Origin of the sequence: Williamsia sp. MIQD14, assembly GCF_051025635.1 — a bacterium.
GTDB lineage: Bacteria > Actinomycetota > Actinomycetes > Mycobacteriales > Mycobacteriaceae > Williamsia_A.
In genome coordinates, this window is record NZ_JBPFDG010000001.1 from 860,850 (window position 1) to 881,712 (window position 20,863).

Sequence of the window (20,863 nt, forward strand, 5' to 3'; positions counted from 1 at the left end):
CCGCTCACGGCTCGATCGCGACGCCGTCCCACTCGTGGTCGTGCATGAACGCCTCGGCGAGGCCGACGCGGTACTTGAAGCACATGCGGGCGATGTCGAGGTAGGCGATCGGCATCATGAGCGCCGGCAGCCGGTCGTGGCGGTTGGTGATCACGTCGCCGTACTCGCGGAAGTCGCGCACGAACTCGCGCATCGTGCGGCCGCTGCGCGACGCCTTCGTCCAGCCGTAAAGGCCCATGCCGAACCCGATCATCTTGCGGGTGCCCGGATCCGGGGTGATCATCTCCGTCGCCTCGCCGGTGAACGCGCGGTCGACGCGATTGTGTGGCTCGAACAGCATGATGCCGCTGGTGCCGCGAGGGTTGCACTCGATGGTGAACAGGTTGCCCTCGGCGTCCTCGATGAAGTCGAACCCGACCTGACCGGTGAAGTTCATCTGTTTCACGAACGAGGTGATCCAGTCGAGGATGCCCGCGTGCTCGATCGCGTCGAAAGCGATGCAGGAGCGACCGTCGATCGCATATCCGACCGGATACACGGTGTGCGCCAACACCTCTCCGTCACGACACACCGAGTACGAGCAGTAGGGCGTGCCCTTCATCCACTCCTGCGCGATCCACGGGTTGGTGGGCGAGAACTCGATGTCGGTGGGCAGCTCTCCCGGGGTGACCTTGTAGACCTTCTGCGATCCGCGCGAGTAGCACTCCTTGAGCGCGAACGGGGTGTCGAAGTCGAGGGCGTCGAGATCGGCCTGGGTGCGCACCTGCGCGAACTTCAGGGTCGGGATGCCGCGCTCGGCGAGCACCCGCTGGAACTCGTACTTGTTGTGCAGGTTGTTCTCGACCTCGAAATCGGAGAGGAACAGCTCGCACGTGTCGGGGAAATCGGCACGCAGCATCGCGATGATGTCGGTCTCCTCGTGCACCGGGATGAGGAGATCGATCTCGCGTTCGGTGACGATCCGTGCCAGTTCGCGACAGTAGGCCCGGGGCTCGAATGTGGGCGACGGCACCTTCTCGAAGGCGGAGATCGCGTTGGAGAAGCGGGTGACGGGGAGCGTGATGCTGTCGACGATCGTCACCTCGTGACCGCCGGCGGCCATGAGCCGGGCGAGATCGAGGGTGAGAAAGGAGCGACCGAACGTGATGAGGACGCGCCGCGATCCTGGGCGAGACATGGGACCCCGTTAACTCTGCACCGCAGATAAAGGACTGAACAGCGAACATGGTAGCTTAGCCAACGGTTAGAGATCGACGGGAAAAGACCTGGTTAGGGCCTATTTCACAATCACCATCGCGCGTGGAGGAGGCTTCGATGTTCGTGATCGGCATCGTCTTCGCGTCGCTGGCCGCAGTGGGATACGGACTGTCGTCGGTACTGCGCGCGCTCGGCGCCCGACGTGCGGCGGTCGCTGCGCGCGACGCCGGCGGCGATCCCGCGGTCAACTCCGCCGGCGGCCCGTCGATGGGTTCGACGGCGGCGACCCTGCGTGATCCGGCCTTCCTCGTCGGCACGGCGCTGGTCGTCCTCGGCTTCGGCGGCGGCGCCATCGCGGCCCGACTGCTCCCCCTGTTCCTGTCGCAGACCATCGTCTCGGCGAACCTCATCGTCACCGCAATGCTCGGCACCGCGGTCCTCGGCATCCGGCTGCACACCCGAGACTGGATCGCGATCTGCGCCGTCATCGCGTCGCTGTGCATGCTCGGCGTCGCCTCCACACGACACAAGACCGAGGGCGCCGACAGCTTCGCGTTCCACTGGGGCCTGTTCGGGGCGACCGCCGTGATCGCGGCCGTCGCCGTGTACGCGATGTACCGCCTCGGTCCCCGTGCGGCGATCTTCGGCGGCGCGGCCGCGGGAGTGTTGTTCGGCGTCATCGCCATCGCGGTGCGCATCCTGCGGGGCATCGATCCGTTCGACCCGGTCGAGCTGATCACCGACCCCGCCGCGTGGACCATCGCCATCGCCGGTGCGGTCGGCTTCTACGTCCAGACCGTCGCGTTGCAGCTCGGTGCGGTCAACGGCGTCACCGCCGTGCTCGTCGTCGGTGAGACCGCGATCCCGGGCATCATCGGGGTGCTCTTCCTCGGCGACAAGGCCGAGCCCGGTCTGGGCTGGTTGGCCATCGTCGGGTTCATCGGCGCGGTCATCGGTGCCATCGCCGTGGCGTACTACGGCTCGGCCGAGGCCGACCATTTCGGCGAGGCACCGCCCACCGAGGGTGGATGGCGACGCGGTCGACAGGGGCAGGACCAGCTCGAGACGAGCTGATCACCGCCCCCGCCGATCGGGCGTCAGGTCGCGAGCATCGCACGCATGCGGGTCAATTCGGCCTGCTGCGAGTCGATGATGCTGCGGGCCAGCGCGATCGAGTCGGGGTCGAGGCCCTCGTCCACCTCGGTCCGTGCCATCGCGATCGCGCCGCTGTGATGGTCGATCATCATCGTCAACCAGCGCTCGTCGAACGCCTGGCCCGACAATGACCGCAACTCGGTCATGTCGGAGTCGCTCATCATCCCGCGCATCGAATGCCCGGCCATGGATCCGCTCGGCTCGGGTTCACCCCATGCGCGCAATCGCGCTGTGAGCGTATCGATCTCGGGTTGCTGGGCGGCGGCGATCTGCCGTGCGAGTGCGGCGACGTCGGGGTCGGTGCTGCGGCCGGGCACCATCTGGGCCATCTCGACCGCCTGCCGGTGGTGCGGGATCATCTCGGTCGAGAAGGTGACGTCGGCCGCGTTGTGCGAGACCGGGTCGTCGGAGGAACAGGCCGCGCCGCTGATGGCGACGGCGGCGAGTGCCGCGACCGTGACGACGGCGCGACGAATCCTGCTGGGGAACATGGGTGTACTCCTGGTGTGAGGGCGGAACGGACCGGGCGGGGCGCGGTCGGATCAGCGGACGATCACCGAGAGGTCGAGATGGCTGTGGACGGCCCAGGGCGGTGCGCGACCCAGCATCGCCGGTCGGCGCCGGATCCACACCCCGGACAGGTGCACCGGCGGCGCGAGGAGGGTGACGGCCCCGAGGATCACGACGAGGGCGATGACCTCACCGCGCAGGAACACACATCCGTGGTCGTGCCCGGCGCAGTCGACCGAGGAGGCGCCGAAGCGTTCGGTCCTGTCGGTCGTCGCGGTCATGACGGCCGCGTGCGTCATCGCACCGGACGCAGTCGATCCGGCTCCCATGGTGTGCCGGTCGCCGTGTGCGGCACCGCCGCAGAGCACGAGGACGTGCATCACCGCGACGGCGAGGGCGAGACCGAGGGTGCCCACCACGATGCGACGGCGCGGGATCCCTCGAACGCGGCTCACGAGTTCGAGGGTACCCCCGGGGCGTATGCAGGCGCCGTCGTGCGCCGGGCCCGGCGACGGATCCAGAGGCGCTGGGCACCGATCACGGCCGCGGCGAGAGCCCACCCCAGCAGGATGTCGAAGACGTAGTGCTCGCCGGTGTAGACGAGCGTGAACGCCATCACCAGCGCGTAGCCGACGAACAGAGATCGTCCGAGCGCGCGCACCCGCGGCCACATGAACAGGGCCAGCAGCATGGTCAGCCCGGCGTGTAGTGACGGGATCGCGGCGACCAGGTTCGCCTTCGACTGCCCGACGGTGAGCAGCGTCGAGGCGGCCCGCACGTTGAGGACGTCCCACCCGCGGGCGGAGATCCGCTCCACGTAGGGCGCGGCCTTCGGATCCGACGGCGACACCGGGCCGAGGAGACCGCCGGAGGCGGGCGGGACCTCGGAGTACATGCACGGCGGATCGCGCGGGTTGTCGACGACCTGTTCGGCGGTGCATCGCGCGGCGGCCCACGGCGGGGCGCCCGGCACCAGCGTGTAGCCGACCAGTGCGAGGAACGTGGTGGCGACGAAGGCGACCGCGTAGCGACGCCAGGCGGTGCGGTCACGCAGCCACAGCGCACCGGCGACGACGTAGGGCACCACGAAGTAGGAGACGTAGACGACGCTGGTGATCACCTCCCACCACGGCGGCGACGCGTCCTTGATGTGCGACTGCAGCCAGACCGTGGGGTTCACACCGAACAGGAAGTGGTCGACGTCGGGGGCGAGGTGCCAGTGCGTCGGCATCCCCATCCACTGCGCGACGTTGCGTGTGAGGTCGTAGAGGAGCAGCACGCCGGCGAACGGCAGCCAGTCGATGATGACGGTGATGACGCGGCGGCGACCGATGCTCGCCGCGGCCAGCCCCAGGCACATCCACAGGATCAGCCGGGTGCGGTCGAAGGCGAGGCCCTGTTCGGTGAACTGCCACACCATGACCGCGAACCACACCGCGATCGCCGCCCACCGGTAGTAGCGCAGATCGCCGAACCGGGAGCGTGGGGTGTCGTCAGGGGTGGTGGTGGGTTCGGCCGACGGGGGCCGGGGCAGCTCGGACCGCTCTGCGCGGTCCGCCTCGGACATCGTCAACCGGTCACCCTCCCAGCAGTTCGCCGGGCGTTCATCGACCGGAAACCTCAGTTTGTCTGAGTTTGACCGCTCCGTCACCTCGACTCGGCGAGAATTCATCTTCGTTCTCGCCGCACGCCGCCCGCGCCTGTGCGGTCACCAGCCCGAGGTCGGTCGCTACCATCGGTTCGATGAGCCATCACCGCCCGTCGACCACCTGGCGCGGATCGGGCATCTGATGCCGATCACGATCGTGGACCGCCTGGCCGGCGGGGTGAGTCGCTTCTTCCGTACCCACCCCACCGCCGACGTGCCGACCGGTGCGATGGTGCAGCTCGGCGACCGTGGCGCCACCTATGTCACCGACTCGGCGCGCATCACCTCGGGACCCGACGCGGGCGGTGTCGACCCCCTCCGCGCCGCCAGACCGCCGATCATCCTGCTGCACGCCGTCGTCACCACGGGGCTCCTGTCGTGGTACTCGGTGATCGACGACCTGAGCGCGGACTTCCGCGTCATCACCATGGACCAGCGCTGGCACGGTCGGGGGATCCGTTCGCCCCGTTTCACGCTCGACGACTGCGCCGACGACGTCACCGCCCTCGCCGACGCCCTCGGGATCGACCGTTTCGTGGCGGCCGGGTTCTCGATGGGTGGGGGCACCGCCCAACTCACCTGGCAGCGCCACCACGACCGGGTGTCCGGACTCGTACTCGCCTCGACCGGGCCGTATTTCGGCTCGTCGACCACCGGTCGCCCCCGCATCGACGCGCTCACCCGCTTCGCCGCCCAACGGTTCGCGACGCCGGTACCGGGCCTCGGTCCGCACGCGCTCGACGAACGCGGCCTGTCCGACGGCGCGTGGGCGCTGCGCCAGGTCCGGTCGACACGGTTGTCGCACATGAGCGAGATCGGTTACGCCCTCGGCCAGTTCGACTCGCGACCCTGGCTCGCCGAGATCGACGTGCCGACAGCGGTCTGCGTCACCACCCGCGATCGGGTGATCCCGATCGCGCGCCAGCAACTGCTCGTCGACGGCATACCCGGGGCGCAACGCTTCGATGTCGCTGCCGGACACGCCTGTTGCGTGCTGCAGTCGGAGATCTTCACCCCGGTGTTCGTCGAGGCGTGCGGTTGGGTCTCGACCCGGACCCCGAAGGCCCATCCCCCGGAATCGACCTCCCACGAGACCGCACGTCCATAGGATCGACGTCATGGACGACTCCGCAGTGCCCGGCAGCGACTACGTCATCGTGGGGGCGGGGTCCTCCGGGGCGGTGATCGCCGCCCGCCTCACCGAGAACCCGGACACCCACGTCACGCTCCTCGAGGCCGGTGGGCCCGACAAGGACAAGTTCATCCACATCCCGGCCGCGTTCGCGCAGCTCTTCGGTTCCGATGTCGACTGGAACTACTTCACCGCAGATCAGCCCGAACTCAAACAGCGACAGATCTTCTGGCCCCGCGGCAAGACTCTCGGCGGGTCGAGTTCGCTCAACGCGATGATGTGGGTGCGCGGCTTCGCCGCCGACTACGACGCGTGGGCCGCGGCCGCCGGCGACCAGTGGTCCTACGACGAGGCCGTCAAGTGGTACCGGCGGATCGAGAACACCCCGTGGTCGACCGACCCCGACCACGGCCGCGGCGGACCGATGGAGATCTCCCGCCAGCGCAGCCCCAGCCCGCTCAACGACCTGTGCATGGCCGCCGCCGCACGACTCGGTTATCAGCAGGCGCCGCCCAACGTCGCGACCCCCGACGGGTTCACCGAGACCGTGGTGACCCAGCGCCGCGGCGCCCGCGAGAGCACCGCCGACGCCTACCTGCGCGAGGCGATGAAACGTCCCAACCTCACGGTGCTCACCGGCGCCCACGCCACCCGTGTGGTGTTCGAGGGCACCCGTGCGGTCGGGGTCGAGTTCGTCGAGGACCGCACCACCCGCGTGGTCACCGCCAAGCGTGAGGTGATCCTGTCCGGCGGCGCGGTCAACTCCCCTGCCCTGCTGATGCATTCGGGCATCGGCGACGCCGAGCACCTGCGCCATCACGGCATCGACGTCCTCGTCGACCGACCCGACGTCGGATCGAAGATGCTCGACCATCTCGCCGCGGGCATCACCCGCACCACCGACGAGCCGACGCTCTACCGGGCGACGAAGCCGAAGTCGCTCATCAACTACCTCGCCCGCCGCAAGGGGATGCTCACCTCGAACGTGGCCGAGACCTACGGGTTCCTGCAGACCGGCCTCGACGACACCGGGCTGGCCGACATCGAGATCCTCTTCGTCCCCGCCCCGTTCCTCGGCCAGGGGCTCGTCGCCCCCGAGGAGGACGGCATCACCATCGCGGCGGTGCTGCTGCAGCCGCGCAGCGCCGGCACCGTCCGTCTCGCCTCGGCCGACCCGCTCGCCGCACCGATCATCGACCCGCGCTACCTCACCGATCCCGACGGGCACGACCGCGCGACCCTGGCCGCCGGCGTCGAGATCTGCGCCAAGCTCTTCGAGACCGCGCCATTGTCCGACGTCGTCGGGAACCGTTACCTCCGACCGGCTCTCGACGGATCACCGACCCTGGGCGAACTCGTCGACGCCGCCATCAACCTCGACACCCAGACGCTCTACCACCCGGTGGGCACGTGCCGGATGGGCACCGACGACGACTCCGTCGTCGATCCCGATCTCCGCGTGCGCGGCGTGCAGGGGCTGCGGGTGGCCGACGCGTCGGTGATGCCGGTGATCATCCGCGGCCACACCAACGCCCCGGCGATCATGATCGGCGAGAAGGCCGCGGAGCTGCTCGCTCAGGGGTGAGTCACGAGGAGCACTCGGCGAGAAGCGCTTTCACGTCGTCCTCCATCGCCCGCATGAGCGGCCACGCATCGGGCATCTGTTCCTTGCAGGCGATCGCGCCGAAGTTCATCTGGCCGTCGCACGACATGACCGTCACGTTGAGGCCCATACCGTGGGCGACCGGACCCAGTGGGAACAGCGCACGGATCCGCGACCCGAGGAAGTACAGCGGGAACGACGGGCCGGGCACGTTGGAGATGATGACGTTCACGACCGCCGGATGCCGCTCGGCGAGATGGTAGTTCGAGTACAGGCGGGTCAACGCGCCCATTGTGATCGGCGGGATGAGCTGGGCCCACCCGCGCAGCAGCGACGCGTCGAGCGATTTGTGGTGCGACTTCGCCGTCGTCGACAGCTCGCGCATGGCGTCGACCCGCGCGACGGGGTCGTCGACGTCGGTGGGCAGCGTCATCATCATCGCGGTGACCTGATTGGTCCCCGCCACGACCAGTCGGTCGTCCTCCTCGCCGTGGGTCGACACCGGGACCGCGGCGATGAGTGGACGGTCGGGCAGGTCGTCGGTGTCGGTGAGGTACTTCCGCAGTCCGCCGGCCACCACCGCCATCACCACGTCGTTGATGGTGACGTCGAAGTGGTTCTTGATCGTCTTGATGTCGTCGAGCGAGATCTGGGTGAACGCGATGGACCGGTGCGGGGTGATGGTGCCGTTGAACGCCACGCGCGGCGCGCTGAACGGTGCCGGCATCGCCTCGTGCGACCGGGAGCGGCTGGCCCACTGGAACGGCACGCGCACGGTCTGGGGCAGCATCCGGGCGATCGAGATGGGACGTCGGACGGCGAAGTTCACCAGTCCGTCGGCCACGAGCGCCGGTAGCGACGCACCGCCGGCCGAGGTGCCCACCTTGTCCTCGTCGAGGTCGGGGTCATCAGGGGTCAGCGAACACAGCTGCGCGAGGAGATCCGCCGCCGAGACACCGTCGACGCCGGCGTGGTGCATGCGCAGCATGATCGCGATGTTGCCGTGGGGACGACCCTCGATGACCCACAGTTCCCAGAGCGGCTTGCTGCGGTCGAGCGGGACGCCGGCGATGTGCGCGCAGAACTCCGCGAGTTCGACGTCGCCGCCGGAATCGGGCAGCGCGACCCGGTGGACGTGCCGCTCGATGTCGAACGCGCGGTCCTCGATCCACACCGGGTGGTCGAGGTTGAACAGGGAGTCGTGCAGCTTGCGGCGGAAGGTGGGCATCGCGGTGATGCGGCGGTCCATCTCGGCCAGCATGCGATCGAACGACCACCCGCCGGGGACGGTCGAGGGGTCGATCTCGATGAGACCCACCACCTGCATGAGCATCGAGCGCGTCTCCAGGTACAGGAACGACGCGTCCAACCCACTGAGTCGTTCCATCGCCCGACCATCCTCTCTCCGGACCCACCAGCACTCCGCCGGGTGTCTCCACTCTGGACTACTCCTATCGTGGGAGTCATGCGATTGGGAGCACACGTACGCACCGACACCGACCCCATCGGGACCGCCGAGGACATGGGCGCCGATCTGCTGCAGATGTTCGTCACCGATCCGCAGGACCGGAAGCTCCCGAAACCCGAACCGCACGCCGATGCCGACCGGATCCGGTCGTCGCCGATCGACGTGGTGGTGCACTCCTCGTACATCATCAACGTCGCGAGCCTGAACAACCGGTTGCGGATGCCGTCGCGCAAGGCGGTCGAACTCCAGGCCGCCGCGGCCGCCGATCTCGGCGCCATCGGCCTCGTGGTGCACGGCGGTCACCTCGGCGACGGCGAGGACGACGCCGAGGGATTCGCCAACTGGCGCAAGCTCTTCGAGCGCCAGGCCGACAAGGGCGGGTTCGCCGTCCCGATCTTCATCGAGAACACCGCCGGTGGCGACCACGCCATGGCCCGCACGCTGGAGTCGATCGAACGGTTGTGGGATGCCGTCGGCGACTTCGACCAGGCGGGCTTCTGCCTCGACACCTGTCACGCGTGGGCCGGCGGCGAAGACCTCGTCGGGCTGGTGGAGCGGATCCGCGACATCACCGGTCGCATCGACCTGGTGCACCTCAACAACTCGCGCGACGAGTTCGATTCCGGCCGCGACCGCCACGCCAACCTCACCGACGGACACATCGGTTCGGAGGTTCTCGTCGAGGTCGCCCGCGCCGCCGCGGCGCCGGTGATCCTCGAGACCCCCGCAGAGGGTGTCGCCGATGACCTGGCCTTTCTCCGCGAGCAGCTGGCCTGACCGCACTGTCTCCTGCGGGTGACGTCACGTCACCCAGGGGGCCCCGGGGGATGTTGGACACATCGCTCACGAGGGAGTTGGCAGGCGCCGTGTCCGGTTGTATATTTGGCGTTATTACTCGCGGGTAACCTACCGATCGCTCGCTTGTAGACGCCCAGTTCGTGCGTCGACCCAGCCCCGTAGAACGAAGGATTCCCTGATGGGCCATTACAAGAGCAACCTGCGAGACCTGGAGTTCAACCTGTTCGAGCTGTTCAAGCTCGATGAGGTCCTCGCCAGCGGCGACTTCGGTGACCTGGACCGCGAGACCGCGATCGACATGCTCAAAGAGGTCCGGACCCTCGCCGAGGGGCCGATCGCCGACTCGTTCGTCGACTCCGACCGCAACCCGCCGGTCTTCGATCCCGAGAACCACACGGTGACGCTGCCCGAGTCGTTCAAGAAGTCCTACAAGGCGTTCTTGGACGCCGGCTGGGACAAGGTCGGCATCGCCGAGGAGCTCGGCGGCATGCCCGCCCCGCGCACCCTGTTCTGGGCCATCAGCGAGATGATCCTCGGCGCCAACCCCGCGCTGTTCATGTACGGCGCCGGCACCGGCTTCTCGGAGATCCTCTGGAACAACGGCACCGACGAGCAGAAGAAGTGGGCCGAGATCTGCGCCGAGCGCGGCTGGGGCGCCACCATGGTCCTCACCGAGCCCGACGCCGGCTCCGACGTGGGCGCCGCCCGCACCAAGGCCGTACAGCAGGACGACGGCTCGTGGCACATCGACGGCGTGAAGCGCTTCATCACCTCGGCCGATCAGGACATGACCGAGAACATCTTCCACCTCGTGCTGGCCCGCCCCGAGGGCGCGCGTCCCGGCACCAAGGGCCTGTCGCTGTTCTTCCTCCCCAAGTACCACTTCGACTTCGAGACCGGTGAGCTCGGCGAGCGCAACGGTGTCTTCGTCACCAACGTCGAGCACAAGATGGGTCTGAAGGTCTCGGCCACCTGTGAGGTCACCTTCGGCCAGCACGGCATCCCGGCCAAGGGCTGGCTCGTCGGCGAGGTCCACGACGGCATCGCGCAGATGTTCGACGTCATCGAGCACGCCCGGATGATGGTGGGCACCAAGGCCATCGCCACCCTGTCGGCCGGCTACCTCACCGCTCTCGACTACGCGAAGCAGCGCGTCCAGGGTGCCGACATGACGCAGATGACGAACAAGGCCGCGCCGCGCGTCACCATCACCCATCACCCCGACGTGCGTCGCGCACTGCTCACCCAGAAGGCATACGCCGAGGGCCTGCGCGCGATCTACCTCTACACCGCCTCGCACCAGGATCCGTCGTCGGCGCAGATCGTCTCCGGCGCCGACAAGGACATGGCGTTCCGCGTGAACGACCTGCTGCTCCCGATCGTCAAGGGCGTCGGCTCCGAGCGGGCCTACGGCACCCTCACCGAGTCGCTGCAGACACTCGGTGGGTCCGGCTTCCTGCAGGACTACCCGATCGAGCAGTACATCCGCGACTCCAAGATCGACACCCTGTACGAGGGCACCACGGCCATCCAGGCGCAGGACTTCTTCTTCCGGAAGATCATCCGCGACAAGGGGCAGGCGCTCGCGCACGTGGCCGGCCAGATCAGCTCGTTCATCGACTCCGAGGCCGGCAACGGTCGCCTCAAGGCCGAGCGCGCGCTGCTCAAGACCGCCCTCGACGACGTGCAGGGCATGGCCGCCACCCTCACCGGCTACCTCATGGGAGCCCAGGAGGACGCGACCCAGCTCTACAAGGTGGGTCTCGGTTCGGTGCGCTTCCTGATGTCGGTCGGCGACCTCATGATCGGCTGGCTGCTGCTGCGTCAGGCCGAGGTCGCCCTCACCGCGCTCGACAACGGCGCCACCGGTGCCGACAAGTCGTTCTACGACGGCAAGATCGGCGTCGCCTCGTTCTTCGCGAAGAACATGCTGCCGCAGCTGACCTCCACCAAGGCCATCATCGACACCATCGACAATGACCCCATGGAGCTCGACGAAGCCGCGTTCTGATCTGAGTGCAACGACAAGCGGGCCCGGTCACCACGACCGGGCCCGCTTTCGTCGCGTCCGACGATGTCGCGCGCCCACCGTTCACACGCGCGCCGAACCGGGCGCGCGGATGAACCGTCGACGCGCGTTCGCCTCAGGTGGCGGCCACGGCCGATCGTGTGCAGCCGGTAACGTCGACGGGACAACCCCATTGGTGACGGAGAAGTCGTCGCACGGGGACCCCACTCGCGGAAGGCCACCCATGGTCGGCAGCTCACTCAATTTCGATCGTCGTGGCAGCGGAACCCCGTTGCTGCTCGTCCATGGTCTCGGCGCGAGCTGGGCCTCGTGGTCGCCCATCCTCGATCGGCTCGCACAGCACCGCGACGTGATCAGTATCGATCTCCCCGGATTCGGCGACAGCGCACCTCTTCCTGGTGAGGTGACCATCGCCTCGCTCACCGACGCGGTCGCCGACTTCATCGATGCCCACGACCTCGCGGGCATCGACACCGTCGGCAGCTCGATGGGCGCGCGCATGGTTCTCGAGTTGGCGCGCCGCGGCGTGGGCGGCGATACCGTCGCGCTGGATCCCGGCGGCTTCTGGAGCCCCGGTGAACTCCGCTTCTTCAGCACGGCGCTCAAGGCGTCACTGCCGCTCGTCCTCGGTTTGCAACCGGTGATGCCCGCGCTGACCGGCAACCCGGTCGGACGCACGGCGTTGCTCACGCAGTTCTCGGCGGCGCCGTGGAAGCTGCCCGCGTCGGTGGCACTGCACGAGATGCGCAGCTTCAAGAAGGCGACGTCGTTGCGCGACGCGCTCGACGCACTTGTCGACGGTCCCCTGCAGGAGGGCGCACCTGCCGGCACGACGCCCGGCCGGGTCACCATCGGCTGGGGCCGCCAGGACCGTGTCACGTTGCCCAAGCAGGCGGAACGGGCACACGCGGCGTTCCCGGGCTCCGAGCTGCACTGGTTCTCCAAGTGCGGCCACTTCCCGATGTGGGATCAGCCGGCCCAGACCGTGGAACTCATCCTCGGCCGCACCGGCTGATCCGGCCCTCAGCGCGGCAGGAACATCGTCGATCCGGTGACGTTCAGGCCTGCTCGGTCGCCCACCGTCAGGTCACGACCCGCCGCGCGTGAACGGACCAGCACACCGGTGTCGACGTGCCGCAGCATCGTCACGCTGTCCGGACCGGTGAACGTGATGCGGTCGATCTGGAACGGACCGTACGGATCAGGCTCGGCGACAACCTGTTCGGGCCGTACGACCACGACCCCGTGACCGGATCCGGGCCCGTGCACCGCGACGTCGCCGAGAACGCAGCTGGCGGTGGCGCTGTCACGGTCGGCGTCGAGGATCACGGCGTCGCCGACGAACTCGGCGACCCGCCGGGACAGCGGACTCGTGTAGATCTCCTGCGGTGTCCCCGCCTGCGCGACGTGGCCGTCGAGCATCACCACGACGTCGTCGGCGATCGACAGCGCCTCGGCCTGATCGTGGGTCACCACGATCGCGGCCGTCCCCTGCGCGCGCAGCGCGGCGGTGACGTCGTCCCGCAGAGACGATCGCAGGCCGGCGTCGAGGGCCGCGAACGGCTCGTCCAGCAACACCACGCGGGGTCGCGGCGCGAGAGCCCGCGCCAGCGCTACCCGCTGTTGCTGACCGCCCGAAAGATGCTGGGGTCGTGCGTCGAGGAGATCGCCGACACCGGACAGCTCGGCCACCTCCCGGACGCGTGCTGCGCGGGCGTCGCGACCACCGGCGCGGGGCAGTCCGAACGCGATGTTCGCGGCGACGTCGAGGTGCGGGAAGAGAGCGCCCTCCTGCGGCATGAGGCCGACGCCGCGGCGCTCGGCCGGGACCGACCGGCGTCGTCCGTCCGCGACCACCTGGCCACCGAGGGTGATGAGTCCCGAATCGACGGGATGCAGGCCGGCGACGCCCCGCAGCAGCGTCGTCTTGCCGCATCCCGAGGGACCGAGCACCGCGGTGATCGCCCCGGGCGCCACCGCCAGCGACACCGCGTGCACGACGGTCCGCCGGCCGTGGGACACCGACACCTCGTCGAGGTGCACCGCGTCCGGGACAGGCACGTTCTCGGCGGTCAAGCGGGCACCACCGCGCGACTCGGCCGGGGTGCGATCACCCGGGTGAGGAGGAACGTCGGGACGGCCGAGACGACGATCAGCGCGAGCGCGTACGGCGCGGCCTCCCCGTAGCGGAGCACCTGCGTGGTCGACCAGAGCTCGGTCGCCAGAGTGTCGACCCCACGCGGGCGCAACATGAGGGTGGCGGGCAGTTCCTTTGCCACCGTGAGGAAGACGAGCGCCGCACCGGCGATCATCCCGGGTGCCGCGATCGGCACGGTGACCCGCAGCGTCGTCGACAGTCCCCCACGACCCAGCGTGCGGGAGACGTCCTCGAGGGCCGCCGGCGACGCCGCGATCGCGGCGCGTGTGCTGCCGACGGCCAGCGGGAGGAACAGCACGGCGTAGGCCACGATCAGCAGTCCCTCGGTCTGGTAGATCCCCGGCAGCAGGCGGATCCCGACGAACACCATGGCCAGCGCGATCGTGATCCCCGGAAGGCCGTGGGCCACGTACGTCGCCGACTCCGCGAATCGCGCTGCGGGCGAGTTCGATCGCACCGCGAAGAGCGCGACCGGGAACGCCAGCACCGCGACGACCAGCGCCGCCATCGCCGACATCTGCACCGTCGAAGCGGTCGTCGCGAGCACGTCGGCCAGGTCGAGCGACCGCCGCAGCGACCGCACCACCCAGCCGATCAGCCCGACGACCGGGTAGCCCACCCCGACCGCGAGAACTGCCACCACGAGAGCGACAGCCGGGAACCGCATGCGGCGCAGCTCGATCGGGGCGAGGACACGATCGACCCCGGACCCGACGCGGGCCGTCGCACCCCGGCGCACACGACGCTCGATCAGCGTCACCACCACGGCCAGGATCACGAGGACGACCCCGAGGACCGCGGCCGCGGTCCGGTCGAAGCCGCCGCGGTAGGCGCTGTAGATGCCGACGGTGAACGCCTCGTACCGCATGAGGGCGACGGCCCCGAAGTCGCTCATCGTGTACAGCGCGGCGAGCAGCCCACCGGCCGCCACCGCAGGCCACACGCGGCGCATCTCGACCGTCAGCGTTGTCCGAAGTGCACTGCGCCCCAACGTGCGTGCCGCGTCCACCGTGCCGGTGTCACCGGTCGCCAGCGCCGCGGCCACCGGGAGCATCACGAGCGGGAAGCACGCGGTGGTCAGCACGAGCACCGCGCCGGGCAGCCCTGCCAGCGACGGCACGTCGGCGATCCAGACGTAGCCGGAGACGTACGACGGGATCGCCAGCGGCGCCGCGAGCGCGATGGCCCACGCCCGCCGGCCGGGCAGGTCGGTCCGCGTCGTCAGCCACGCCAGCGCTGTGCCGATCACCATCGACAGCGCGGTCACGAGCACGACGAGCACGACCGTGGCGAGCGCCAGTTCCGCCGTCCGCGGGCGGGAGAGGAGCGCCGTCACTGTGTCGGGCCCACGCTCGAATGCGCGGATCACCAGGTACACCAGCGGGATCAGGCTCCCCGCGGCCACGACGAGCGCCGTCGCGCCGAGCGCTCGTCGGGGCATCGCGTCAGATCATCCCGACCTTGGTGAGCATGGCCTGGGTCTGCTCCAGGGATGCGAGCTGTCCGAGGTCGAGGTCCGAGGCGCCCTGCGGCAGGGGCGGGAGGTCGTACTTCGAGGTGATCCCACCGATGACCGGATACTCGGCGGTCTCGTCGGCGAAGTACTGCTGCGAGGAGTTCGACAACATCTCCCGCACGAGCGCGAAGGCCTGCTCCTGGTTGTCCGCGGACGTCAGGACGCCGACACCGGCGACGTTCACCAGCGAGCCGGGGTCGTTCGCGTCGAACGAGTGCAGCGCCAGCGACGCGGCCGAACCCTTCTCCGCGACATAGGGATAGAAGTAGTAGTGGTTCGTGAGACCGGCCGCGATCTGACCGTCGTCGACGGCGCTGATCAGCGGGCCGTTCCCCTCGAAGGAGACGGGCTCGTTCGCCGCGAAGGCGCGCAGCCACCTCTCCGCGCCGTCGTCGCCGCGCGCGACGCGCAGCCCGGTGACGAACGCCTGGAACGAGGCGTTGGTCGGGGCGTAGCCGATCTTGCCCTTCCAGCGCGGGTCGAGGATCCCGTCGATCCCGGTGGGCAGGTCCGCGGTCTGGACGTCGTCGGTGTTGTACGCGAGCACGCGGGCCCGCGCCGATGTCGCGACCCAGGTGCCGTCGGCGCCGCGGTACTGCTCGGGCACGCGGTCGAGGATGTCCTGCGGCAGCGGCGCGAGCACGCCCGCGTCGTCGAGCGCACCCAGTGCGCCGGCGTCCTGCCCGAGGAACACGTCCGCCGGGCTGCGGTCGCCCTCCTCGAGGATCTTCGCGGCCTGGGCGTTGGTGTTGCCGGAGTAGTCGACCTCGACCGGCACGCCGACGCCCGCACCGATGCGGTCGATGAGCGGGTCGACGAGGTCCTCGTCGCGGCCGGAGTAGACGACGAGCTCGGACCCGGACGACGAGACCGAGGACCCCGCGGCAGACCCCTCCCCGTCCGACGAGGACGAGGAACCGCACGCGGCCACCCCGCCCAGGAGGACCGCGGTGGCGGCGACGACGGACAGTTTGCGGGTGAGCGACACTCGAACCTCGTTCTCGGGCGGATCCAACAGTAAAGATCACTTTACCTTGTGGGTGAGGTAAGCCTGCCCTCGGTGCCCTAATACGAGACCCCCGCGACCAGAACCGCCTCCCGCGACCGTCGGAACGGTCGCGGGAGGCGGGAGTGGTCGCGCGAGGTGGCGTCGCCTACTTCGGGGGCATCCGGATGCCGCCGTCGACGCGCACGACCTCGGCGTTCATGTACGAGTTGGTGATCAGCTCGATGACCATCGAGGCCAGCTCGTCGGGCTGTCCGAGACGGTTGGGGAACAGGACGCTCTGGCCCAGGTGCGCCTTGAACTTCTCCGAATCCTCGCCCTCGCCGTAGATCGGGGTGTCGATGAGACCCGGGGCCACGGTGTTGACGCGGATCTTGGCCGCCGCGAGGTCGCGGGCCACCGGCAGGGTCATGCCCACGACGCCGCCCTTCGACGACGAGTACGCGACCTGCCCGATCTGGCCGTCGAACGCCGCGACGCTGGCCATCGACACGATGGCACCCTTCTCGCCGGTGGCGGTCTCCTCGCCGCGACTCATCGCGGTGGCGGCCAGACGGATGCAGTCGAAGGTGCCGATCAGGTTGATCGCGATAACCTTCTTGTAGTTGTCGAGGTTGAACGCCGAGTCGTACTCGCCGTCGCGCCCGATGGTGCGCTGCGCCGAACCGATACCCGCCGAGTTCACCAGCGCACGCAGCGGTCCGAGTTCGAGCGATTTGTCGACCGCGGCCTTGATCTGCTCGGTGTCGGTCACATCGACGCTGACGAACACGCCACCGATCTCCTTGGCGAGGGCCTCGCCCTTCTCAGCCTGTAGGTCGGCGACGACGACGTGGGCGCCCTTCGCGGCGAGCTGCCGCGCGGCGGCCGCTCCGATGCCCGAGGCACCACCGGTGACGATTGCACTTGCTCCAGAGATATCCATGAACGCAGCCTACGAGCACCCGACCGGCTCGACCAGAACACCCCGCCCGAGCGCTCGCTCAGGGGCCTCCCGGGTCAGGGGCGGACGAGCTCGACGAGGTGCCGTCCGGAGATGACGTGGGCGGTGCCCAGCCGCAAACCGGCGCGTTCGGCGATCTCGCGCGCGGCACCGACGCCGACACGCGCCCAGGGGAACCACGGCCCGGCGACGTTGCGCGACTCGACACGCACCGCGCCCGACCACACCGATCCGTTCCATCCCGCCGCCGAACCGACACCGGATTCGAGCTCGACGATCACCGTGCCACCGGGTGCGACGAGATCGGCCGCCCGACGCACCACCTCGTGGGGGTCGCCACCGATGCCGACGTTGCCGTCGATCAGCAGGGCGTGATGCCAGCCACCCTCGCCGGGCATGCGCTCGAAGATGCTGCGCCGCAACGCGACACCCCCGCGCTTGCGCGTCATCGCGATGGCGCGGGCGCTGCGGTCGACTCCGAGCGCGCACACACCGTGATCGATGAGTTCACTCACGAGGCGACCCGGGCCGCAGCCGAGATCGATGGTGGGACCGGAACACATCCGGGCGATGTGGCGGTCGAAGGCGGCGTCCTCGTGGTCGCCGCTCGTCCCCAACCACCGGGTCACGGGCAGGCAGGTCCGGGTGCCGTCGGCCAGCCGCAGCCAACTGTTCTGTCCGCGTACGGCGTCGAGGAACGCGTCGTCGAAATGTGGGGTCTCGTCGGACAGGTCGAGCGCACCGTGGGCGACATCCTCGTCCGGGGAGAAGCGTGGGGAGAATCCATCAGGAACGCTCATGGGCCACCGCCGATCTCAGTTCGGCGGAGATCCTCGCGAACGCGCTCGTCGGGGCACAGGTCTCGGCCACCTCGGTCACGTCCGCCGGATGGTCCACATCGGTCAAGGACTTCAGAAGGGCCACGCTACATCCTCCGTGCCGCAACGCGTCGAGAGTCCGCTCACCGGTGTCCGACCGCGACATGGCGACATCGGGCAGCACGTGCGCCCCGCGGGCGTCGGAGACGGCGAGCCCCCACCACCCACCGTCGGTGGCGAGGCCGAGCGCGGCGTCATGGTCGTCGAGCGCGTCGAGGCCGCTGACCAGCAGTTCCACCGTCACCTGGGGGGTGTCCATGCCGATCTGCATCACCCGTCCGCCGCCCACCTGCGCGGCGGCGTCGCGGTGGGCGCGGTCGAGGCGATCCCCGAGCGTGTCCCCGTGCTGTTCCATCACCGTGGTTCGAGACAGACGTGCGCGCAGATCGTCGGATCCGACGGCGTCGTCGATCACACCGGCCATCGACACCACGACGAGCGCGCCGGGCACCGACAACGCCGTGTCGAGGGTGTCGAGCAGGGCCGCCGACGCCAGGGTCGCGGCCTCGACCGCGGAGTACCGCGCCATCAGCCGTGTCTTCACCAGTCCGGGTACGGGTGCCTTCGCGACCACCAGGATCGCGCGCGATGCGCTCACGACCGTGCCCCCGAACTCAGCGCGCCGAGGAAATCGCGAGCGGCGCGGGCCGATCCGAGGAACGACCCCGACACCTTCGACGTGCCCGCGGTGCGCGGCCTATAGGAGACGTCGGTCTCGGCGACCGTCCATCCCGCGTCGGCGGCGCGCGCGAGCAACTCGACCGGATATCCGAAGCGCATGTCCTCGATCGTCAACTCCAGCAGTCGGTTCCGGCGCGCGGCGCGCATCGGACCGATGTCGTGGACGTCGATGCCGAGCGTGCGCCGCAAACGCCGCGCCGCCCACAGTGTTCCGACACGCGAGTGCAGCGGCCACACGCCGCGTTCGACCGGTTTGCGGCATCCGACGGCGAGGTCGGCGCCGTTCTCGAGGAGCGCGACGAGGGACACCAGATCGGCCGGATCCATCGACCCGTCACCGTCGATGGTGCAGACGATGTCGGTCTGCGCGGCCAGCACGCCGGCGTGCACCGCACTGCCGTAACCCGGAACAGGTTGATACACAACGACAGCGCCGTGCGCGGTCGCGACCTCGGCAGTACCGTCGGTGCTGCCGTTGTCGACCACCAACGGGCGGTACCCCTCGGGCATCCGGGCCAACAGATCGGGCAGGGAACGCGCTTCGTCACGACACGGGATGACGACCGTGACGGTCTCGACAGCCGGGGTCGAACAGGCAGGGGTGTCCATCGTGTCCGAGGCTATTGGCTCGGACCGGTGTCGCGCCGCGAAAAGGCCATGCTCGAACCATAACGTGACCACCGCACACCCCGCTGCGGTGCGGTCGTGAACGAATCGGCGCGGTCGATGCCTAGATTGGAACGGTGACGGCCACACAGAGCGACGAAACGGACATTCGCGAGGAGCTCCCCCGGGGCGCATCGCCCGCAGGACGGTCCCGGTGGTTCCGCGACACCGCCGCCATCCTCGCCGCGGCCGCGCTCCTGCTCACCGCGATCCTCGTGCCGTTCTACGGTTCGCCGGAACTCAAGCTGAACATCTTCGTGCTCGCTCCACCGCTGTTCGGCGGGGTGGAGCCGCACGGCAACTACAGCACCGCCGTCGCCGTGGCGATCGGGCTGCTGGTGATCGTGTTCGGCCCCTGGGTCGCGCGCACGCTGCGGTGGCGGGCGCTGCTGGCCGTCACGTGGATCGTGGGCATCGCGTGGACGGTGAGCCTGGCGCTCATCGACGGGTGGACCCGCGGTATCTCCACCCAGCTCGATCGACCCGACGAGTACCTCCCCACCGCACGCGGCGTGACCGACATCAGGCGACTCCTGTCCACGTTCGACTCGCGGATCCTCGATTTCCAGCCCAACTCGTGGCCCACCCACGTCTCCGGTCACCCCGTGGGGGCGCTGCTGAGCTTCGTGCTCCTCGACCGGGTGGGCCTGGGCACCGGCACCCGGGCGGGGGTGTTCTGCATCGTGGTGGGCACCAGCGCGGTGATCGCGCTGTGCCTCGCGGTGCGCTGCCTCGCCGACGAGACCACCGCACGCCGCCTCGCACCGTTCGCCGCGGTCACCCCCGGCGCGGTGTGGATCGGGGTGTCGGCCGACGGCTACTTCATGGGCGTCGTCGCCTGGGGGATCGCGTTGCTGGCCGTCTCGGCCACCACCGACCGCGCGCGTGTCCGGGCCGTCGCCGGCGTCGGGGCCGGACTGCTGCTCGCGTTCGGCATCTTCTGCAACTACGGCCTCACGCTGATGGGCGTCATCGCCGTGGCGACGCTGATCGTGGCGCGTGCGTGGCGGCCACTGCTGTGGGCGATCCCCGCGGCCCTGATCGTGGTGGCGGTCTTCGCCGCGGCGGGTTTCTGGTGGCTCGACGGCTACCACCTCGTCTACGAGCGCTACTACCAGGGCATCGCCAGCAAGCGTCCGTACTCGTACTGGGTGTGGGCGAATTTCGCGGCGTCGATGTGCGCAGTTGGGCCCGCGGCCGTGGTCGGCCTCGCGCGGGCCCTACGACGACGCCCCATCGCCCGACGCGAGGCCGTCGTGATCCTCGGCCTCGCGGGGTTGCTCGCGATGGCGCTGGCCGACCTCAGCGGACTGAGCAAAGCCGAGACCGAACGCATCTGGCTGCCGTTCGGCGCCTGGATCCTCACCACCACCGCACTGCTGCCGCCGCGCCATCAACGGTTCTGGCTGGCCGCGCAGGTGCTCACCGCGCTGCTCATCAACAGCATCGTCCGCACCCACTGGTGAGCAGGGGCG

Annotated in this window: 19 protein-coding genes; 7 read left to right on the plus strand and 12 right to left on the minus strand. The window is 69.3% G+C overall.

All coding sequences use genetic code 11. The features are described 5' to 3' along the window. Positions 1-4 precede the first annotated feature (4 nt). On the minus strand, positions 5-1,177 hold the full coding sequence (locus ACQ7HM_RS03680; protein WP_434214872.1) for a carboxylate--amine ligase: 1,173 nt from the start codon (positions 1,175-1,177) through the stop codon (positions 5-7). A 137-nt stretch (positions 1,178-1,314) separates the two neighbouring features. Between ACQ7HM_RS03680 and ACQ7HM_RS03685 the strand changes: the two genes are divergently transcribed. After that, positions 1,315-2,271 carry an EamA/RhaT family transporter gene (locus ACQ7HM_RS03685; protein WP_434214873.1) on the plus strand — a complete coding sequence of 319 codons (957 nt, stop codon included), beginning with the start codon at positions 1,315-1,317 and terminating at the stop codon, positions 2,269-2,271. Positions 2,272-2,294: 23 nt separating this feature from the next. Here the strand turns inward: ACQ7HM_RS03685 and ACQ7HM_RS03690 are convergent, their stop codons facing one another. From ACQ7HM_RS03690 to ACQ7HM_RS03700, 3 genes are read right to left on the minus strand one after another with little or no spacing between them, the layout of a single operon-like run. Beyond that, complete coding sequence (locus ACQ7HM_RS03690; protein ID WP_434214874.1) at positions 2,295-2,843, minus strand: DUF305 domain-containing protein; 549 nt, start codon at positions 2,841-2,843, stop codon at positions 2,295-2,297. Positions 2,844-2,894: 51 nt separating this feature from the next. After that, entirely contained in the window at positions 2,895-3,317 is a 423-nt protein-coding gene (locus ACQ7HM_RS03695; RefSeq protein ID WP_434214875.1) for a hypothetical protein, read from the minus strand. Beyond that, positions 3,314-4,429: a phosphatase PAP2 family protein gene (locus tag ACQ7HM_RS03700; protein WP_434214876.1), complete on the minus strand. Its 1,116-nt coding sequence runs from the start codon at positions 4,427-4,429 to the stop codon at positions 3,314-3,316. Before ACQ7HM_RS03700 ends, ACQ7HM_RS03695 begins: the two co-directional genes overlap by 4 nt. Positions 4,430-4,652: 223 nt before the next feature. On the opposite strand from ACQ7HM_RS03700, the gene ACQ7HM_RS03705 reads away from it, so the two are divergent. After that, positions 4,653-5,618 (plus strand): alpha/beta fold hydrolase, encoded by a 966-nt coding sequence (locus tag ACQ7HM_RS03705; RefSeq protein ID WP_434214877.1) that lies wholly within the window; start codon positions 4,653-4,655, stop codon positions 5,616-5,618. A 10-nt stretch (positions 5,619-5,628) separates the two neighbouring features. After that, a complete protein-coding gene (locus tag ACQ7HM_RS03710; protein ID WP_434214878.1) occupies positions 5,629-7,227 on the plus strand; it encodes a GMC family oxidoreductase in 1,599 nt (532 codons plus the stop codon). 1 nt (position 7,228) lies between these two features. Here the strand turns inward: ACQ7HM_RS03710 and ACQ7HM_RS03715 are convergent, their stop codons facing one another. Further along, the gene (locus ACQ7HM_RS03715; RefSeq protein ID WP_434214879.1) at positions 7,229-8,632 is read right to left on the minus strand and encodes a WS/DGAT/MGAT family O-acyltransferase; all 1,404 of its coding nucleotides are present in this window, start codon (positions 8,630-8,632) and stop codon (positions 7,229-7,231) included. A gap of 78 nt (positions 8,633-8,710) precedes the next feature. On the opposite strand from ACQ7HM_RS03715, the gene ACQ7HM_RS03720 reads away from it, so the two are divergent. From ACQ7HM_RS03720 to ACQ7HM_RS03730, 3 genes are all read left to right on the plus strand, one after another. Continuing rightward, positions 8,711-9,490, plus strand: coding sequence for a deoxyribonuclease IV (locus ACQ7HM_RS03720; protein ID WP_434214880.1), 780 nt, complete (start codon positions 8,711-8,713; stop codon positions 9,488-9,490). Positions 9,491-9,689: 199 nt separating this feature from the next. Continuing rightward, positions 9,690-11,522: an acyl-CoA dehydrogenase gene (locus ACQ7HM_RS03725; protein WP_434214881.1), complete on the plus strand. Its 1,833-nt coding sequence runs from the start codon at positions 9,690-9,692 to the stop codon at positions 11,520-11,522. 241 nt (positions 11,523-11,763) lie between these two features. Next, a complete protein-coding gene (locus ACQ7HM_RS03730) occupies positions 11,764-12,555 on the plus strand; it encodes an alpha/beta fold hydrolase (RefSeq protein ID WP_434214882.1) in 792 nt (263 codons plus the stop codon). Between the two features lie 8 nt (positions 12,556-12,563). Here ACQ7HM_RS03730 and ACQ7HM_RS03735 read toward each other — a convergent pair whose 3' ends face one another. The 7 genes from ACQ7HM_RS03735 to ACQ7HM_RS03765 form a co-directional block, all read right to left on the minus strand. Then, positions 12,564-13,616 carry an ABC transporter ATP-binding protein gene (locus ACQ7HM_RS03735; RefSeq protein ID WP_434214883.1) on the minus strand — a complete coding sequence of 351 codons (1,053 nt, stop codon included), beginning with the start codon at positions 13,614-13,616 and terminating at the stop codon, positions 12,564-12,566. Then, positions 13,613-15,139 carry an ABC transporter permease gene (locus ACQ7HM_RS03740; protein ID WP_434214884.1) on the minus strand — a complete coding sequence of 509 codons (1,527 nt, stop codon included), beginning with the start codon at positions 15,137-15,139 and terminating at the stop codon, positions 13,613-13,615. The genes ACQ7HM_RS03735 and ACQ7HM_RS03740 overlap by 4 nt, the downstream gene beginning before the upstream one ends. Positions 15,140-15,143: 4 nt before the next feature. Further along, positions 15,144-16,202 (minus strand): extracellular solute-binding protein, encoded by a 1,059-nt coding sequence (locus ACQ7HM_RS03745; protein ID WP_434214885.1) that lies wholly within the window; start codon positions 16,200-16,202, stop codon positions 15,144-15,146. Between the two features lie 166 nt (positions 16,203-16,368). Then, positions 16,369-17,145, minus strand: coding sequence for an SDR family NAD(P)-dependent oxidoreductase (locus tag ACQ7HM_RS03750; protein ID WP_045821323.1), 777 nt, complete (start codon positions 17,143-17,145; stop codon positions 16,369-16,371). Between the two features lie 74 nt (positions 17,146-17,219). After that, entirely contained in the window at positions 17,220-17,963 is a 744-nt protein-coding gene (locus ACQ7HM_RS03755; RefSeq protein WP_434214886.1) for a class I SAM-dependent methyltransferase, read from the minus strand. After that, a complete protein-coding gene (locus ACQ7HM_RS03760) occupies positions 17,950-18,639 on the minus strand; it encodes a TIGR04282 family arsenosugar biosynthesis glycosyltransferase (RefSeq protein ID WP_434214887.1) in 690 nt (229 codons plus the stop codon). Before ACQ7HM_RS03760 ends, ACQ7HM_RS03755 begins: the two co-directional genes overlap by 14 nt. Beyond that, entirely contained in the window at positions 18,636-19,331 is a 696-nt protein-coding gene (locus ACQ7HM_RS03765) for a glycosyltransferase family 2 protein (RefSeq protein WP_434214888.1), read from the minus strand. The genes ACQ7HM_RS03760 and ACQ7HM_RS03765 overlap by 4 nt, the downstream gene beginning before the upstream one ends. Positions 19,332-19,465: 134 nt before the next feature. On the opposite strand from ACQ7HM_RS03765, the gene ACQ7HM_RS03770 reads away from it, so the two are divergent. Further along, on the plus strand, positions 19,466-20,854 hold the full coding sequence (locus tag ACQ7HM_RS03770) for a hypothetical protein (protein ID WP_434214889.1): 1,389 nt from the start codon (positions 19,466-19,468) through the stop codon (positions 20,852-20,854). Positions 20,855-20,863 lie beyond the last annotated feature (9 nt).

What these genes read in the sequence shown, in the direction of transcription:
- ACQ7HM_RS03680 (WP_434214872.1), bottom strand. Translation starts at nt 1,177, where the DNA reads ATGTCTCGCCCAGGATCGCGGCGCGTCCTCATCACGTTCGGTCGCTCC.
- ACQ7HM_RS03685 (WP_434214873.1), top strand. Translation starts at nt 1,315, where the DNA reads ATGTTCGTGATCGGCATCGTCTTCGCGTCGCTGGCCGCAGTGGGATAC.
- ACQ7HM_RS03690 (WP_434214874.1), bottom strand. Translation starts at nt 2,843, where the DNA reads ATGTTCCCCAGCAGGATTCGTCGCGCCGTCGTCACGGTCGCGGCACTC.
- ACQ7HM_RS03700 (WP_434214876.1), bottom strand. Translation starts at nt 4,429, where the DNA reads ATGTCCGAGGCGGACCGCGCAGAGCGGTCCGAGCTGCCCCGGCCCCCG.
- ACQ7HM_RS03705 (WP_434214877.1), top strand. Translation starts at nt 4,653, where the DNA reads ATGCCGATCACGATCGTGGACCGCCTGGCCGGCGGGGTGAGTCGCTTC.
- ACQ7HM_RS03710 (WP_434214878.1), top strand. Translation starts at nt 5,629, where the DNA reads ATGGACGACTCCGCAGTGCCCGGCAGCGACTACGTCATCGTGGGGGCG.
- ACQ7HM_RS03715 (WP_434214879.1), bottom strand. Translation starts at nt 8,632, where the DNA reads ATGGAACGACTCAGTGGGTTGGACGCGTCGTTCCTGTACCTGGAGACG.
- ACQ7HM_RS03720 (WP_434214880.1), top strand. Translation starts at nt 8,711, where the DNA reads ATGCGATTGGGAGCACACGTACGCACCGACACCGACCCCATCGGGACC.
- ACQ7HM_RS03725 (WP_434214881.1), top strand. Translation starts at nt 9,690, where the DNA reads ATGGGCCATTACAAGAGCAACCTGCGAGACCTGGAGTTCAACCTGTTC.
- ACQ7HM_RS03730 (WP_434214882.1), top strand. Translation starts at nt 11,764, where the DNA reads ATGGTCGGCAGCTCACTCAATTTCGATCGTCGTGGCAGCGGAACCCCG.
- ACQ7HM_RS03740 (WP_434214884.1), bottom strand. Translation starts at nt 15,139, where the DNA reads ATGCCCCGACGAGCGCTCGGCGCGACGGCGCTCGTCGTGGCCGCGGGG.
- ACQ7HM_RS03750 (WP_045821323.1), bottom strand. Translation starts at nt 17,145, where the DNA reads ATGGATATCTCTGGAGCAAGTGCAATCGTCACCGGTGGTGCCTCGGGC.
- ACQ7HM_RS03755 (WP_434214886.1), bottom strand. Translation starts at nt 17,963, where the DNA reads ATGAGCGTTCCTGATGGATTCTCCCCACGCTTCTCCCCGGACGAGGAT.
- ACQ7HM_RS03765 (WP_434214888.1), bottom strand. Translation starts at nt 19,331, where the DNA reads ATGGACACCCCTGCCTGTTCGACCCCGGCTGTCGAGACCGTCACGGTC.